General features: G+C 72.0%; 13 protein-coding genes. 3 read left to right on the top strand and 10 right to left on the bottom strand.

Features of this window, described 5'->3' with window-relative positions; genetic code table 11:
- Position 1: 1 nt before the first annotated feature.
- The 5 genes from ACFQ2V_RS19990 to ACFQ2V_RS19970 all read right to left on the bottom strand — a co-directional run bounded on the left by ACFQ2V_RS19990 (position 2) and on the right by ACFQ2V_RS19970 (position 5,338).
- Entirely contained in the window at positions 2-1,015 is a 1,014-nt protein-coding gene (locus tag ACFQ2V_RS19990; RefSeq protein WP_386054709.1) for a FecCD family ABC transporter permease, read from the bottom strand.
- 86 nt (positions 1,016-1,101) lie between these two features.
- Positions 1,102-2,154 carry a FecCD family ABC transporter permease gene (locus ACFQ2V_RS19985; RefSeq protein WP_386054694.1) on the bottom strand — a complete coding sequence of 351 codons (1,053 nt, stop codon included), beginning with the start codon at positions 2,152-2,154 and terminating at the stop codon, positions 1,102-1,104.
- On the bottom strand, positions 2,151-3,221 hold the full coding sequence (locus ACFQ2V_RS19980) for an iron-siderophore ABC transporter substrate-binding protein (protein WP_386054693.1): 1,071 nt from the start codon (positions 3,219-3,221) through the stop codon (positions 2,151-2,153). The genes ACFQ2V_RS19985 and ACFQ2V_RS19980 overlap by 4 nt, the downstream gene beginning before the upstream one ends.
- 213 nt (positions 3,222-3,434) lie before the next feature.
- A complete protein-coding gene (locus ACFQ2V_RS19975; RefSeq protein WP_386054692.1) occupies positions 3,435-4,193 on the bottom strand; it encodes an SDR family oxidoreductase in 759 nt (252 codons plus the stop codon).
- Entirely contained in the window at positions 4,193-5,338 is a 1,146-nt protein-coding gene (locus ACFQ2V_RS19970) for an acyl-CoA dehydrogenase family protein (protein WP_386054691.1), read from the bottom strand. Before ACFQ2V_RS19970 ends, ACFQ2V_RS19975 begins: the two co-directional genes overlap by 1 nt.
- Positions 5,339-5,436: 98 nt before the next feature.
- On the opposite strand from ACFQ2V_RS19970, the gene ACFQ2V_RS19965 reads away from it, so the two are divergent.
- Both ACFQ2V_RS19965 and ACFQ2V_RS19960 read left to right on the top strand, forming a co-directional pair.
- Positions 5,437-6,060: a TetR/AcrR family transcriptional regulator gene (locus ACFQ2V_RS19965; RefSeq protein WP_386054690.1), complete on the top strand. Its 624-nt coding sequence runs from the start codon at positions 5,437-5,439 to the stop codon at positions 6,058-6,060.
- Positions 6,061-6,119: 59 nt separating this feature from the next.
- On the top strand, positions 6,120-6,623 hold the full coding sequence (locus ACFQ2V_RS19960) for a 2'-5' RNA ligase family protein (protein ID WP_386054689.1): 504 nt from the start codon (positions 6,120-6,122) through the stop codon (positions 6,621-6,623).
- Positions 6,624-6,639: 16 nt separating this feature from the next.
- Here the strand turns inward: ACFQ2V_RS19960 and yczE are convergent, their stop codons facing one another.
- Positions 6,640-7,353 carry a membrane protein YczE gene (gene yczE, locus ACFQ2V_RS19955; protein WP_386054688.1) on the bottom strand — a complete coding sequence of 238 codons (714 nt, stop codon included), beginning with the start codon at positions 7,351-7,353 and terminating at the stop codon, positions 6,640-6,642.
- Between the two features lie 61 nt (positions 7,354-7,414).
- Here yczE and yczR point away from each other — a divergent pair, with 61 nt between their 5' ends.
- Entirely contained in the window at positions 7,415-8,860 is a 1,446-nt protein-coding gene (gene yczR / locus ACFQ2V_RS19950) for a MocR-like transcription factor YczR (RefSeq protein WP_386054687.1), read from the top strand.
- Positions 8,861-8,949: 89 nt separating this feature from the next.
- Here yczR and ettA read toward each other — a convergent pair whose 3' ends face one another.
- The 4 genes from ettA to ACFQ2V_RS19930 form a co-directional block, all read right to left on the bottom strand.
- Positions 8,950-10,632, bottom strand: coding sequence for an energy-dependent translational throttle protein EttA (ettA, locus tag ACFQ2V_RS19945; protein ID WP_386054686.1), 1,683 nt, complete (start codon positions 10,630-10,632; stop codon positions 8,950-8,952).
- 104 nt (positions 10,633-10,736) lie between these two features.
- Positions 10,737-11,339, bottom strand: a complete 603-nt coding sequence (locus tag ACFQ2V_RS19940) for a single-stranded DNA-binding protein (protein WP_386054685.1) — start codon at positions 11,337-11,339, stop codon at positions 10,737-10,739.
- A 274-nt stretch (positions 11,340-11,613) separates the two neighbouring features.
- Positions 11,614-13,329: a GTPase gene (locus tag ACFQ2V_RS19935; RefSeq protein WP_386054684.1), complete on the bottom strand. Its 1,716-nt coding sequence runs from the start codon at positions 13,327-13,329 to the stop codon at positions 11,614-11,616.
- Positions 13,326-15,035, bottom strand: a complete 1,710-nt coding sequence (locus ACFQ2V_RS19930; RefSeq protein WP_386054683.1) for a dynamin family protein — start codon at positions 15,033-15,035, stop codon at positions 13,326-13,328. Before ACFQ2V_RS19930 ends, ACFQ2V_RS19935 begins: the two co-directional genes overlap by 4 nt.
- Between the last annotated feature and the right edge of the window lie 62 nt (positions 15,036-15,097).

Raw genomic sequence — 15,097 nt, 5'->3', positions numbered from 1 at the left:
GTCACGCCTTTCCGGCTCGACCCGCGGCGATGAGGACCACGAGCATGAGGGGGGCACCGAGGGCGCCCGTCACGACGCCGACCGGCAGGTTGACGTCGGGGATGAGGTAGTCGCCAGCGAAGTCGGACAGCACGACGACGGCGGCGCCGACGAGTGCGGCCGCCCAGAGCGAGGGCCGTCGGCCGCACAGCCGGCGGGCTGTCGGTCCGGCGAGGAAGGCGACGAACGCGACGGGCCCGGTCGCACTCGTCGCCACGGCAGCCATCGCGACCGCCACGAGGAGGCCCAGCCGGGCTCGAGCGGCGGGCGCCCCGAGGGTCGTCGAAAGGTCGTCACCGAGCTCGGCCAGGCGCATCCACCGGGCGCAGACCGCCAGGAGCGGTGCGAGCACCAGCAGGGCGGCGGTGAGCAGCCCGATCACGGACCAGCTGGCTCTCGCGAGCGAGCCGGTGAGCCAGACGAGGGCGGCCTGGGCGTCCTGGATCGACGTGCGGGTCATGACGAGCTGGATCACGCTGGAGAGCAGGGCCGCGATGCCGATCCCCACGAGCACCATGCGCTGGCCGGCGAGCGTGGTCCCGCGCCCGACGGCATACATGAGCAGGCTCACCGCGAGCGCCCCCGCGAGCGCCGCCGCCGGCAGCCAGATGCCCTGTGCGTCGAGGAAGGTGAGAGCGACGACGGCGGCCGCCGAGGCGCCGAGGCTGATGCCGATGATGTCGGGGCTGGCCAGCGGGTTGCGCAGGGTCGTCTGGAACATCGCGCCTGACGCGCCGAACGCGAGGCCCGCGAGGGCCCCGATGAGGGCGCGCGGCAGCTTGGCCTCCCTGACGATGAACGAGGCGCCGGGGGCGTCCGGAAGGGTCTCACCGCGCAGGATCGGGACGAGGTCGGCGAGCGCGACGACGTAGTCGCCGAGGAGCACCCGAACGAGTACCGCCCCCAGCGCGGCGACGGCGAGGAGCCCGATGACGAGCCGCACGCGCCGGGTCGGGCGGCGCCGGGCGCGACGCACGCGGTCGAGGTCGGCCGGCAGGGGCGCATACCGGACGGTAGGCCGGACGGAGGGGAAGGCAGTGGCAGTGGCAGAAGGGGTGGCGGTCACAGGCTCGCCATCCGTCCGCGACGCACGAGCAGCACGAAGAACGGGACGCCGATGACGGCTGTCATGATGCCGGCCTGCACCTCGCCGGGCGGGGCGACGAGGCGCCCGACCGTGTCCGCCAGGAGCAGCAGCGTCGGGCCGGCGACGAGGCACACGGGCACGATGCGGCGGTGGTCGGGGCCGACGACGAGGCGGGCGACGTGGGGCACGACCAGGCCGAGGAAGCCGATCGGCCCGGCGAGGGCGGTCGCGGTGCCGCAGAGGACCGCGACGCCGACCGCGACCGCGGCGCGCGCCAGCACGACGTTCTCGCCGAGACCGCGCGCGAGGTCGTCGCCGAGGGCCAGGGCGTTCAGCTGTCGGACCGTGAGGAGCACGACGACGAGACCGACGACCAAGAACGGCAGCACCGTGCTGACGAGGTCGATGCCGCGACCGCCGATGGTGCCGACCTGCCAGAAGCGGAAGGAGTCGAAGGACTGCTTGCTCGAGACGAGCAGACCCGACGACCAGCTCGCGAGCCCGGCGGTGACCGCGGCACCGGCGAGCGTGAGCCGCAACGGTGTCATGCCTCGGCCCGCCAGTGCCGCCAGGGCGTGCACGAGCACGGCAGCGAGCCCGGCGCCACCCATGGCCCACCACACGTAGCCCGTGAGCGAGCCCACCCCGAAGACCGCGATGGCGACGACGACGGCGAGGGCGGCGCCGGCGTTGACACCCAGCAGCCCCGGGTCGGCGAGGGGGTTGCGGGTCAGGCCCTGCATGGCGGCACCCGCGACGGCCAGGGCCGCCCCGACGACGAAGCCGACCGCCGTGCGCGCCACGCGTGCCTCGATGATGCCTCGGTCGGCAACGGCGTCGCCGCGTCCGGTGAGCACCTGCAGGACGTCACCGAGCCCCGTCGCCTTGGAACCGAAGGCGATCGACGCGAGCACTGCGGCGACCAGGAGGACGACGAGCACGACGACGGGGACGCGCGACGCACCGCCGGAGCGGGCGGCGGCCGTGGCCGTGACACCGGTCCGGTCGGCAGTCGATGTGCCGGTCATCGCGCGGCGTCGGCTTTGTCGGCGGCAGCTGCGACGAGCGGCACGAAGAGCTCGGTCATGTAGGGGATGGACAGCGGCGTCGGGGAGCTCATCGTCAGGCCGACCTTCTGGTCCTTGGTCGCGACGAGGGCGCCCGACCTGATGGCCGGCACCTGCCCGACGAGCGGGTCCTTCCTCATGGCCGGAACCTCGGAGTCCGCGGTGACGTAGGTGAGGAACACGTCGGCCGTGAGCGACGCCGCCTGCTCGGAGCTGACGCTCAGGTAGAACTCCTTGGAGCTCCTGGCGCGCTGCTCGACGAACGGTGCGTTCCTCATGCCGAGCTGGGTGAGCATCTGCGGGCGCAGGTCGCTCGGGGTGTAGAAGCCGATCTGCGACAGGTCGGTCGGCGCGATGTAGCCGTAGATGAAGGTCTTCCCGGCGAGCTGCGGGTACTTCGCCTTCGCCGCGTCGATCGCCGCGACGGTCCTCTTCTCCACCTCTGCCGCCTGCTTCGAGCGGCCGAGGGCCTTGCCGATGGTCTCGAGCGAGTCCTGCCAGGCGGTGCCGTAGGCGACCTTCGGGTACGCCACGACGGGCGCGAGCTTGCTCAGCTTGTCGTACTCGTCCTTCGTGATGCCGGAGTTCGTCGCGAGGATGAGGTCGGGCTGCAGCTTGGCGATCTCCTCGACCGGGTTGCCGTCGGCGTCGTCGAAGCGAGCCGGCTGCGTCCCGCCGATCGTGGCGAGCTGCTCGTCGAACCAGTCGGTCGAGAGGTTCTTGTTGCCACCCCAGGTGACCTTGGGCGCGCCCACGGGGGCGACGCCGAGGGCCGCGACGTGGTCGGCGTCCGACCACCCGAGCGTGACGACGCGCTTCGGCTCCTTGGCGATGGTGGCGCTGCCGAAGGCGTCGGTGAGGGTGACCGGGTATGCCGCCGCATCGGCTGCGCCTGCAGCGGTCTCGGCCCCCGCGGGGGTCTGTGCAGCGCTGCCGTCCGTCGGACCGGTGGTGCAGCCCGCGAGGACGAGCGCCGCTGCAGCGGCGATCGAGGTGGCAGTGACGATGGCGGATCTCAGGCGGGACACGTGAGCTGGTCTCTCTGTCAGGGGACGGGACCCAGGCCGCCTCTGCCGGAGACTCCAGGCAGGGCGACTTTAGGTAAGCCTTACCTTAGTAAGGCTTACCTCAGCTGTGTCAAACCCGACTCGACATGCGTCCGGCCCCGTGCGTGCGCAGGGGGCCGGAGTGTTGGTGGTGCGACGAATCCGCTTGTCGCACAAGCACTTGAGGAACGCGCGTCAGAGCGCACCGCCCAGGGTGACACCGCCGTCGATGGTCAGCGTCTGGCCGGTGATCCAGGACGCGTCGCGGCTGAGCAGGAAGCTGACCGCCCCGGCGACGTCCTCCGGCAGGCCCAGACGCTTCATCGGGTACGCGCGGACGACCTTCTCCTCGCGCCCCTCGTAGAGCGCCTCGGCGAACTTCGTCTTGACGACGGCCGGCGCGACCGCGTTGACGCGCACGTCCGGGCCGAGCTCGTATCCGAGCTCGGTCGTCAGGTGGATGAGTGCCGCCTTGGACACGCCGTACCAGCCGATGACGCCGCTGGCTCCCTGCCCGGCGACCGATGCGAGGTTGACGACGGCCCCCGGGTGGTCGGCGTCGCCGAGCCCCGCCGCCACCGCCTTCTTGATCCACGAGAACGCGGCGACGACGTTGACGTCGAGCACCTTCCGGGCGATGTCGAGACCACTGTCGAGCATGGGCCCGTAGGCAGGGTTGATGCCGGTGTTGTTGACGAGCAGGTGCAGGCCGCCGAACGCGTTGTGGGCCGCGGCGACGACCTCGTCCTGGTGCGCCTCGTCGGCGGCGTTGCCCGCGATGCCGATCGCGTGCTCGGGGCCGCCGAGCTGCTCGACCGCATCGGCCAGCGCCTCGGGCTTGCGTGCGGTGATGACCACCTTGGCACCGTCGGCGACGAGCCGCTCGGCGATGCCGAGGCCGATGCCACGGCTCGCCCCCGTGACGACGGCGACCGCTCCGGAGTGGACCCCCATCAGAAGCCGAGGTCCCGGCCGATGAGCTCCTTCATGATCTCGTTGGAGCCGGCCCAGATCTTCGTCACGCGGGCGTCACGCCAGGCCCGCGCGACGCGGTACTCGTTCATGAAGCCGTAGCCGCCGTGGAGCTGCACGCAGTGGTCGAGCACGTCGTTCTGCACCTGCGAGCTCCACCACTTGGCCTTGGCGGCGTCGACGGCCGTGAGCCTGCCCTCGGCGTGCGCGGCGACGCAGTCGTCGACGTAGGCCTCGGCGACCTCGATCTTCGTCACGAGCTCGGCCATGAGGAACTTGTTGTGCTGGAACGCGCCGATCGGCTGGCCGAAGGCCTTGCGGTCCTTGGCGTACTGGATCGTCTCCTCGAGGATCTTCTTCGCGTGGGCGACGTTGGACACGGCGGCCCCGATGCGCTCCTGCGGGAGGCGCTGCATCATCGCGATGAAGCCCATGCCCTCCGCGCCGAGGCGGTTCTCGTCGGGCACACGCACGTTCTCGAAGAAGAGCTCGGCGGTGTCGGACTCGTCCATGCCGACCTTGTCGAGCTTGCGCCCGTTGTTGAAGCCCGCCATGCCTCGCTCGACCATGAAGAGGGTGATGCCCTTGGCGCCCTTGGACGGGTCGGTGCGGGCCGCGACGATGACGAGGTCGGCCTGGTAGCCGTTGGTGATGAAGGTCTTCGAGCCGTTGAGCAGCCAGCCGTCGCCGTCGCGCACGGCGGTGGTCTTGAGGGCGGCGAGGTCGGAGCCGCCGGAGGGCTCGGTCATCGCGATGGCGCAGATCAGGTCGCCGCTCGCCATGCCGGGCAGCCATCGCTGCTTCTGCGCGTCGGTGCCGAGGTCCACGATGTAGGGCGGGCAGACGTCGGAGTGGATGCCGAAGCACGAGCTCGTCGCCGCGTTGAAGCGCGACATCTCCTCGGCGACGACGGCGTTGAAGCGGTAGTCGTCGACCCCGGCGCCGCCGAACTCCTCGGGGATGTCGAAGCCGAAGAAGCCCTGCTTGCCCGCAGCGAGCCAGATGTCGCGCGGGATCGACTTGAGCTCGACCATCTCCTCGGCGCGGGGGGCGAGCGTGCGGGCGACGAACTCGCGCGCCGACGCGCGCATCGCCTCGTGGTCCTCGTCGTAGATGTTGCGGGGCATGGCGTCCTCCATCGGGCGTGCTCACGGGTGCGGCGCGCAGGTACCGATCGGTAACTAAGCGCTTGCTTAGTCTGACTCCGCTGGGGCATGCTGTCAACGTGCCGCAGCCCACCACACCGCCCGCGACGACCCCGCCGACGTCGGACCCCGACGCGACGACCGTCGACCGGCTGCTGCAGGCCGCAGCCCACGCGTTCGCCGACAAGGGCTTCCACGCCACGACCACGCGTGACATCGCGTCCGGCGCCGGCCTCTCCCCCGCCGGCGTCTACGTCCACTTCGGGTCGAAGGAGGAGCTGCTCTTCAACCTCAGCCGCAGCGGCCACGAGTCGGCCCTGCGGCTGCTGCGCTCGGCCATCGCCGACGGCCCCACCCCGGCCGACCAGCTCGCCAACATCATGGCGCGCTTCTCCGAGTGGCACGTCGAGCAGTACCAGGTGGCGAGGGTCGTGCAGTACGAGCACCACCACCTCACGCCCGACCACCACGCCGAGGTGCTGGCCCTGCGCAAGGAGATGGACTCTCTCGTGCGCGACGTCCTCGACCGCGGCGTCACGGACGGCGCCTTCACGGTCGACGACAGCGCAGACACCGCGCTCGCGCTGCTGTCCATCGTCGTGGACGTCGCGCGGTGGTACTCCCCGACGATCCGGCGCACCCCGACCGAGATCGGCTCGACGAACGCCGCGCTCGCCCTGCGCCTCGTGGGCGCCGAGCGCTGAGCACCCGACACGTCGACGACGCCGACCGGGTGCTCTCCTCCGGGCACAGCGTCCTGCAGGTGCCGGTGCCGCAGCTCGAGCCCTTCGTCCGCGCTCGCCACGCGCACTACGACGGCGCGTACGTCTCGAGCGACCCTGCGTTCGTGCACGCCCACGTCACGGCACTGGGCCCGTTCCTGCCCGTCGCATCGATCACGCCCGAAGCGCTGGCCACAGTGGCCGGGATCGCTTCGAGCACAGCGCCGTTCGACTTCATCCTCAAGCGCGTCGACACCTTCCCGAACGGCATCGTCCATCTCCTCCCCGAGCCGGCGGAGCCGTTCGCGGGGCTGACGCAGCGGCTGTGGGACGCCTTCCCGCAGTGCCCGCCGTATGCCGGCGCCTTCGACGACGTCGTGCCGCACCTGACCCTCGACGCAGTCTCGGGCGAGGTCACCGAGGCATCGACCACCCGCGACGTCGGGCCCGGTCTGCCCGCGCGCTGCCGCGCCGAGCAGCTCCACCTCGCGTGGTACGAGCCGGACGCCTGTCGGGTGCTGCACTCGTGGCGGCTCACCGCCTGAGGCCCGACCGGGCCGCTCAGCTCGGCGTCGACCCGGTCGCGCCCGTGGGGGTGACCGGGGCGGCGGCCGGTGCCGCGCGCAACCCGGCCGCCGGCGCGAGCTCGACGGTGAGTCGCGGGAGGAAGAACTGGACGAGGGGGCCGATCGACACGGCATACAGCACGGTGCCGAGCCCCACGGGCCCGCCGAGCAGCCATCCGACCGACAGGACGACGACCTCGATGCTGGTGCGCACGAGGCGGATCGACAGGCCGGTGCGGCGGGCGAACCCCGTCATCAGCCCGTCGCGCGGTCCCGGGCCGAGCTGACTGCCGATGTAGAGCCCGCCCGCGACACCGTTGAGCACGATGCCGGACGTGAGGAGCACGATGCGGGCCCAGAGCGACTCGGGCGGCGTCAGGAGGGCCAGTCCGGCGTCCGCAGCGAGGCCGATGACGACGACGTTGGCGACGGTGCCGAGACCGGGCCACTGCCGCAGTGGCACCCAGAGGAGCAGCACGAGCGCCCCGACGACGATCGTGACCTGGCCGAAGGTCAGGGGCACGTGCGTGGCGATGCCCGCGTGGAAGACGTCCCACGGGTCGAGGCCGAGGGTCGAGCGGATCATCATGGCCATCGAGACGCCGTAGAGCGTCAGCCCGACGAGGAGCTGGAGCACGCGGCGCGGTAGGCGGCCGGCGCGCAGCTGCTGGCGCGGCGAGAGGTTCGCGAGGGGGACGTGGCGTCTCATGGTCCCGATGCTGACACCCACTGGCCTGACTTTTAAGGGCCAATCGTGGGACAGTGGCCCGATGCGCACCCTCTCGGCCCGCTCACTGGCCCTGCTTCTCGGGACCGATCCCCTGCCCCGACCCACGTACCGCGGTCTGGCCGACGGCATCCGCCGCCTCGTCGCCGACGGGCGGGTCCTCGTCGGCACCCGACTGCCGAGCGAGCGCACGCTCTCGGGCGAGCTGGGCCTGAGCCGCACCACGGTCGGCGCCGCCCTCGACGCCCTGCGCGACGAGGGGTTCGTCGTCACCCGCCGGGGGTCGGGCAGCGTCGTGTGCCTGCCCGCCGGCCCCTCGGGGCTCGCGCTGTCACAGGCCGGCCTCATCCCCACCGACGTCCCGCCGGACGTCATCGACCTCACGTATGCCGCCCTCCCGGCCGCCGCGGGGGTCACCGCCGCCTACGAGCGGGCCCTGACGGAGCTGCCGCGCCACCTCGCGACCGCCGGCTACGACCCGCGCGGGCTGCCGGAGACACGGGCCGCGGTAGCGGCCTGGTTCGAGGGGCGCGGTCTGCCCACGTCGCCAGACCAGGTCGTCATCACCTCCGGAGCCCACGGCGGCCTCTCGGCTGTCCTGCGCGCCTGCCTCGAGCCTGGCGACCGCGTGCTCGTCGAGAGCCCCACGTACCCGAATGCCATTGTGGGAGTGCGGCGTTCGTCGTTCCGCGCGGTGCCCGCCCAGCTCACCCCGACGGGGTGGGACGTCGAGGCCATCGACGTGGGGCTTCGTCAGAGCGGGGCGCGGGCGGCATACCTCATCCCCGACCACCAGAACCCGACCGGACTCGTGATGGACGGCCCCACCCGCGAGGCCCTGGCGCCCGTGTTGGCCCGGTCGAGCACCATCCCCGTCGTCGACGAGACCTTCGTCGAGCTGGGCCTCGACGACCCCGCCCCCCTCGCCCTGCCGTCCCCCTTCGCCCTCACCTCCCCCGACACGCACACGCTGGGCAGCGCCGGCAAGACGTGGTGGGGTGGCCTGCGGGTCGGCTGGGTGCGGGCCCCTGCCGGCGCCGCGGAGGCGGTCATCGAGGCCCGGCACAGTCTCGACCTCGGCACCGCGATCCTCGAGCAGCTCGTCGTCGCCGACCTGCTGCGACAGGGAGAAGCGCTCCTCGTCGAACGTCGCCGCGAGGCTCGGGCGCGCCGCGATGCGCTCGTGGCGGCACTGCACCGGCACGTGCCCGACTGGCGCTTCGGCGTCCCCAGCGGTGGGCTCAACCTCTGGTGCGAGCTCCCCGCAGCCCGGGGCGACGAGCTGGCGCGGGTCGCCGAGACCGCGGGCATCCGGCTCGCCCGGGGCGGCCAGTTCGGCGTCGAGGGAGGACTCTCCCGCTGGGTGCGCGTGCCCTTCTGCGTGGCCGCCGACGAGGCGGACGAGGTCGGCCGCCGACTCGCCGTGGCGTGGGAGCTGGCCCTCGGAGAGCGCCCGACGTCGCGCGAGGTCACGCCGCTCATCGCGTGAGCGGTGCCGGCCCTGCGGCGGGTGGGACGACGACGGGCCGGGCACCGAGGTGCCCGGCCCGTGGCCTGCGACACGTGGCCGTCACGAGGTCAGTCGCGCGTGAGCTTGCGGTAGGTGACGCGGTGCGGGCGCGCGGCCTCGGGGCCGAGCCGCTCGATCTTGTTGGCCTCGTAGGACTCGAAGTTGCCCTCGAACCAGTACCACTTGGCCGGGTCCTCGTCGGTGCCCTCGTAGGCGAGGATGTGCGTCGCGATGCGGTCGAGGAACCACCGGTCGTGGGTGATGACGACGGCGCAGCCCGGGAAGTCGAGCAGAGCGTTCTCGAGGGAGCCGAGCGTCTCGACGTCGAGGTCGTTGGTGGGCTCGTCGAGCAGGAGCAGGTTGCCGCCCTGCTTCAGGGTGAGCGCGAGGTTGAGGCGGTTGCGCTCGCCACCGGAGAGCACGCCCGAGAGCTTCTGCTGGTCAGGACCCTTGAAGCCGAACTGCGAGACGTAGGCCCGGGAGGGGATCTCGACGTTGCCGACCTTCATGTAGTCGAGGCCGTCGGAGACGATCTCCCAGAGGTTCTTCTTCGGGTCGAGGCCCTCGCGGCCCTGGTCGACGTAGGAGATCTTGACGGTCTCACCGATCTTGACCTCGCCCGAGTCGGGCTGCTCGAAGCCGACGATCGTCTTGAAGAGCGTCGACTTGCCGACACCGTTGGGACCGATCACGCCCACGATGCCGTTGCGGGGCAGCGAGAACGACAGGTTGTCGATGAGGACGCGGTCGCCGAAGCCCTTCTTGAGGTTCTTGACCTCGATGACCGTCGAGCCGAGGCGCGGGCCCGGCGGGATCTGCAGCTCCTCGAAGTCGAGCTTGCGGGTGCGCTCGGCCTCGGCCGCCATCTCCTCGTAGCGTGCGAGTCGGGCCTTGCTCTTGACCTGACGACCCTTCGCGTTGCTGCGCACCCACTCGAGCTCGGTCTTGAGTCGCTTGGCGAGCTTGGCGTCCTTCTTGCCCTGGATCTGCAGGCGCTCGGCCTTCTTCTCCAGGTAGGTCGAGTAGTTGCCCTCGTAGGGGTAGAGGCGGCCGCGGTCGACCTCGGCGATCCACTGCGCGACGTTGTCGAGGAAGTAACGGTCGTGGGTGACCGCGATGACGGCGCCGTGGTAGGACTCGAGGTGCTGCTCGAGCCACAGCACCGACTCGGCGTCGAGGTGGTTGGTGGGCTCGTCGAGAAGGAGCAGGTCGGGCTTCTGCAGCAGCAGCTTGCAGAGCGCCACGCGGCGGCGCTCACCACCGGACAGGTTGGTGACGGGTGAGTCGGCGGGCGGGCAGCGCAGGGCGTCCATCGCCTGCTCGAGCTGGCTGTCGAGGTCCCACGCGTCGGCGTGGTCGATGTCCTCCTGCAGCTTGCCCATCTCGGCGAGCAGCGCGTCGTAGTCGGCGTCGGGGTCGGCCATCTCGGCGGAGATCTCGTTGTAGCGGTCGAGCTTCGCCTTGATCTCGCCCGCGCCCTCCTCGACGTTGCCGAGGACGGTCTTCTCCTCGTTGAGCGGCGGCTCCTGGAGCAGGATGCCGACGCTCGCGCCCGTCGCGAGCCGGGCCTCGCCGTTGCTCGGCTGGTCGAGTCCGGCCATGATCTTGAGGATCGTGGACTTGCCGGCGCCGTTGGGGCCGACCATCCCGATCTTCGCGCCCGGGTAGAACGACATCGAGACGTCGTCGAGGATGACCTTCTCGTTGTGTGCCTTGCGCGCACGGGTCATGGTGTAGATGTACTCGGCCATGCGCACACGCTATCTGTCTGCGCACGCGTCACCGAATCGGCGTCCGGCCGCGAGGCCCGGCGGCCGCCGCCGGGGACGAGCCCCGCCGACGCGGCGCGCCCACCTCACGCCGAGGCGCGCCCGACGACCTCGTAGTCGTCGGTCTCGGGGTCACCCGTCGGGAGGACGTCGACGCGCTGACCGTCCTCCGTCGCGGCCGTCGCGCCCTCGGCGTCGTAGTCGTCGTCGACGACACCGTCGGCGTCGACGTACGACGGCCGCCCACCCGGCGTGCCTGCATCGGAGAGGGCCCGCACCGACTCCTGGACGACCGGGTCGGAGGTGCGGTCGTGGCCCAGGGCGGCTGCGCGGCTGACCCGCTCGAAGCTCGCGCGCCCCCACGAGAAGTCGTGTCCGATGTGGTCGGCGTCGATCTCGGGTCCGGTGTGCGACAGGCCGTCGTTGCCGAGATAGGTCTTGATCGCGAGCTTGCCCTCGACGAGGACCGGCTGGCCCTTGTGGAGCGCGGACGCCGTGTTGGCCGCGAGCGCGTTGAAGGCGATCACGCTGTAGAAGCTCGTGTCGCCGTCGACGAACTTCCCGTCGGCGGTGCGTCGGTAGGGCGTCGTCGCGATGCGGAAGGTCGTGAAGGGCGTGCCGTTGCGGGCGACCCGCTCGACGGGGTCGCTGACGACGTTGCCGTGGACGGTGATACGGATCTCGTTCATTCGTGGGCTCCTTGGCTGGTGCATGGCGGCCCGGCGCCGCCTGAAGCCACCCTCGGGTCAGTCGAGGTCCTGGGACAGCCCCGACGACAGGACTGTGGACAGTCGCCCTCCTGCTCGAGGGGATGTGGACGAGCCCAGCCGGGCCCGGGTCGAAGTGATCCCTCGCGAACGGGCGCGACGGCACACCTCGACGCGCGCAGCCCACCGCGGCTCGAGGTGATCCCTCGCGAACGAGCGCGACGGCACGCCTCGACCCAGCGCGAGGCGAGGCGGGTCAGCCTGCTGCGGCGTCGAGGTGCTCGCGGGTCTCGCGATGGCGCATGAGCACCTCGTCGATCGGCACGAGGATGTGCTCGTCGGCCACGGCCGCGACCGACTCGGAGAGCCGCTTGCCGACGACCGCGCGCCGGTGCCGCGCCCCGACGCGGGCCCAGAAGCGGGCCAGCACCCCGAGCCCGAGACCCAGCAGCACGCCGACGACCAGCAGCACGAGCGGCAGCGGAAGGATGCCGACCGCCGGAGTCTCGGGTCGCGGCAGCTGGAGCAGCGCGAAACCCCACAGCACGGCGTACCAGACCAGGCCGACCAACGCGACGAGCCCGAGGAGCCACTGGATGATGTTGACGCTGAACCACCACACCGGCCGCCGGGCGCGCAGCGACGTGCCGATGACGGCGCGGTCGAGGGCGTCGGTGAGGTTGCCCTCGCCGCGGTCGACGGCGTCCTCGACGGTCTGCGCCCACCGCACCGGCAGCGACTGCGATGCGTCGCGCACGAAGGCGCGGGTCGCCACGTCGACGGCCGACACCGTCGACACGGTGGGTGCCGGGATGGACGAGCGTCCGAGGACGGCGCGCACGTCGGCCCCGTCGATGGCGACCGGGATCGGCGGCCGGCCGCCCGTGCGGTCGAGGCGGAGCCGGCGCAGCGGGTCTGCCGCGAAACCCTTGGTCCAGCGGGCGAACAGCCAACCGGTGTGGGCGAAGGCCTCTCGCCGGTAGTCCCGGGCCACGGCGTCCAGGACGATCGGCACGCCCGCGGCGCGCGCCAGCGAGGTGTCGAGCTCGTCGCGCGGGATGGCGCCGACATCGGCCTCGCCATCGGCCACGCCGGGCCGCAGCCGAACGGCGGCGCCGACGACGTCAGCCTTGAGCCGCTGACGCGAAGCTGCGTGTCCTGCAACGGCATTGGCCAGCCGCTGCTTGAGCTCGGGGATGCCGTTGCCGGTCACCGTCGAGGTGGCGAGCACCTTCGCGTCGGTCACTCCGTCGGCGACGAGGAGACGCGCGAGGTCCTTGCTCAGTGTCGTGACGCCCTCGCTCGTCAGCCGGTCGGACTGGTTGAGGACCGCGAGGGTCACGGCGTCGTGCTGCGACAGCATGCTGACGAACTCGTCGTGCAGGCGGGCGTCGGCGTACTTCTGGGGGTCGGTCACCCACACGAAGACGTCGACGAGCTCGAGGACCCGCTCCGCCTCACGACGGTGCGACAGCTCGCGCGAGTCGAAGTCGGGCAGGTCGAGCAGCACGAGGCCGTCGAGCGACCCGACGACCTCGACCGCTGCCGGCGCCCGGGAAGGGCCCGCGCCGGCGCTGCCGCTCGGGGCGCCCGTCTCCACGACGTGACGCTCGTCGACCCCGAGCCAGTCGAGCAGCTCTGAGGCGTCGGCGTCGCCCCAGATGCCTGCCGTCGGACGGGAGGTGGTCGGGCGACGGGCACCGATGGTCGCGACGTCCGCCCCCACGAGTGCGTTGAAGAGCGACGACTTGCCGCTGCCCGTGGCACCCGCGAGCGCGACGACGGTGTGCTCGCCGCCGATGCCCGAACGCTCCACCGCCTTGTCGACGACACGGCGGGCCAGCTGGACCTGGGTGGGGTCGAGCTGGTCGGCGCCCGACACGAGGGCCATGGACAGCTCGGTGGTGCGCGCGCCGAGCTCAGCCGCCGAGACACTCTTCACGGCGGCCCGGCCCATCCTGACCGGGCTCATCGGGCGTCCTCGACGGCGACGGCGGCCGCGGCCAGGCGGTCGGTCTGGTCGGTGTCGACCTGCAACGTCGAGACAGCTCCTTCGTAGCGGGCGAGCTCGACGGCATACAGCTCGTCGACGCGGGTGGTCAGCAGCTCTCGGGCCTTGCGTGCGAGCTCACGGACGGCCTGGTCGCCGAACACAGCCTCGAGCAGCTTCTGGCCGACGACGGCGGTGCCGCCGGCGATGCCGACCTCGGCTCCGGTGATGCCCGCCGTGCTGGCGAACGTGACGAGCATGAGCACGACGCCGAGGCCGTTGACGCCGTAGGCCATGATGCGGGCGGTGGTGCGACGGTCCTTGCCCTCGTCGCGCACCATCTGGAGGATGTCGCCCTGCCAGTCGCGCACGAGGCGCTGGATGCGGGCCTCCAGGTCGCTGCTCGAACGGGCCAGACCGGGGTTGGCCACGATGAGCTGGTCGCCGCCGGGCAGGGTGCGCCAGACGCGCGCGATGGAGCTGGCCGCGAGCTCGGCGCGGTTGACGACGAGCGACTCGACGCCCGACTGGAGCGCTTCGCCCAAGTGGTCGGCGCGGGCGGGCTCGCCCCGGAGGAACGAGGTGAAGCGGTCGCGCACGCGGGAGACCGTCGACTCGACCTGGCGGAAGAACTCGCCGGTGCCGACGAACTCCTGCCAGCGGGCGAGCACCTCACCGCGCAGCAGCGTTCCGTCGGCCATCCCCTCGCGAACCTGTGCAGCGGCCTCCGCGTACGCCGCCTCGGCAGCGCCCACGAGCGTGCGGCCCGCTGCCGTCTGCTCCTCGGATGCGGCGACGAGCGACGTGGCACGGGCGTCCAGCGAGACGAGTGCCCCCTCGAGCGTCTGCCGGACGACGTCGGCCCGCGCCTGGGCGTCACCCGCGAGGGCAGCGAGCCAGCCGCGCAGCTGCTGCGTCTGGTCGTCGGGCAGCAGGCCGTCGACGAGCTCCGACTCGACGACCGTGAAGATCGGCGCCTGGTCGAGACCCTGCTCGCGCAGCATCCCGGCGAGGTGGGTGCGGATGTCGTCGACGGCCCCCGGGGGCACCCGGTCGAGGACGACCGCGAGCGCCGTGCCCCGCTCGGAGGCCTCGCGCAGCAGCTCCCACGGCACCGCGTCGGCATATCGCGCGGCCGTGGTGACGAAGACCCAGAGGTCGGCGGCGGCGAGCAGCTGGGCCGCGAGCTCACGGTTGGCCTCGACGACGCTGTCGATGTCGGGCGCGTCGAGCAGGGCCAGGCCGGCCGCCACCTCGTCGCTCGGCACGAGGCGCACGGCGCCGGGGCCGTCGGACGCCGAGTGACGACCCGTGATGCGGGCCAGGCCGGGGAGGACGCGGGGACCGGAGAACCAGGCGGCGTCGGAGGGGTGGTGGATGAGCACCGGCGAACGCGTGGTCGGACGCAGCACGCCCGGGAGGGTCACCTCGCGGCCGACGACCGAGTTGACGAGGGTCGACTTGCCGGCCCCGGTCGAGCCCCCGACGACGGCGAGCAACGGGGCGTCGAGCGAGGTGAGTCGCGGGATGACGTAGTCGTCGAGCTGGTCGAGGAGCCGGGTGCGCGCGAGCCGAGCGGCCGGGGCGCCGGGTAGGTCGAGCGGGAGGGTGGCACCGGAGACGGCGGCTCGCAGAGCCTGCACCGCCGAGAGGAGACGGGCATTGCCCACCCCTGTATCACCGTCCACGCCTGAATCCTTCCGTGTTGCGTCGGCACAACCAAACCCATCGGCGGGCGTGCCGTGAACAC

It is taken from the genome of Terrabacter terrigena, from assembly GCF_042676085.1.
Lineage (GTDB): Bacteria > Actinomycetota > Actinomycetes > Actinomycetales > Dermatophilaceae > Terrabacter > Terrabacter terrigena.
The sequence above is the reverse complement of the archived record's forward strand: the minus strand, read 5'-3'. Positions and strand labels throughout refer to the sequence as shown.

Excerpts from the sequence above, each read along its gene's own strand:
- ACFQ2V_RS19970 (WP_386054691.1), bottom strand. The coding sequence starts at position 5,338 with ATGCCCCGCAACATCTACGACGAGGACCACGAGGCGATGCGCGCGTCG.
- ettA (WP_386054686.1), bottom strand. The coding sequence starts at position 10,632 with ATGGCCGAGTACATCTACACCATGACCCGTGCGCGCAAGGCACACAAC.
- ACFQ2V_RS19975 (WP_386054692.1), bottom strand. The coding sequence starts at position 4,193 with ATGGGGGTCCACTCCGGAGCGGTCGCCGTCGTCACGGGGGCGAGCCGT.
- yczE (WP_386054688.1), bottom strand. The coding sequence starts at position 7,353 with ATGAGACGCCACGTCCCCCTCGCGAACCTCTCGCCGCGCCAGCAGCTG.
- yczR (WP_386054687.1), top strand. The coding sequence starts at position 7,415 with ATGCGCACCCTCTCGGCCCGCTCACTGGCCCTGCTTCTCGGGACCGAT.
- ACFQ2V_RS19985 (WP_386054694.1), bottom strand. The coding sequence starts at position 2,154 with ATGACCGGCACATCGACTGCCGACCGGACCGGTGTCACGGCCACGGCC.
- ACFQ2V_RS19940 (WP_386054685.1), bottom strand. The coding sequence starts at position 11,339 with ATGAACGAGATCCGTATCACCGTCCACGGCAACGTCGTCAGCGACCCC.
- ACFQ2V_RS19935 (WP_386054684.1), bottom strand. The coding sequence starts at position 13,329 with ATGAGCCCGGTCAGGATGGGCCGGGCCGCCGTGAAGAGTGTCTCGGCG.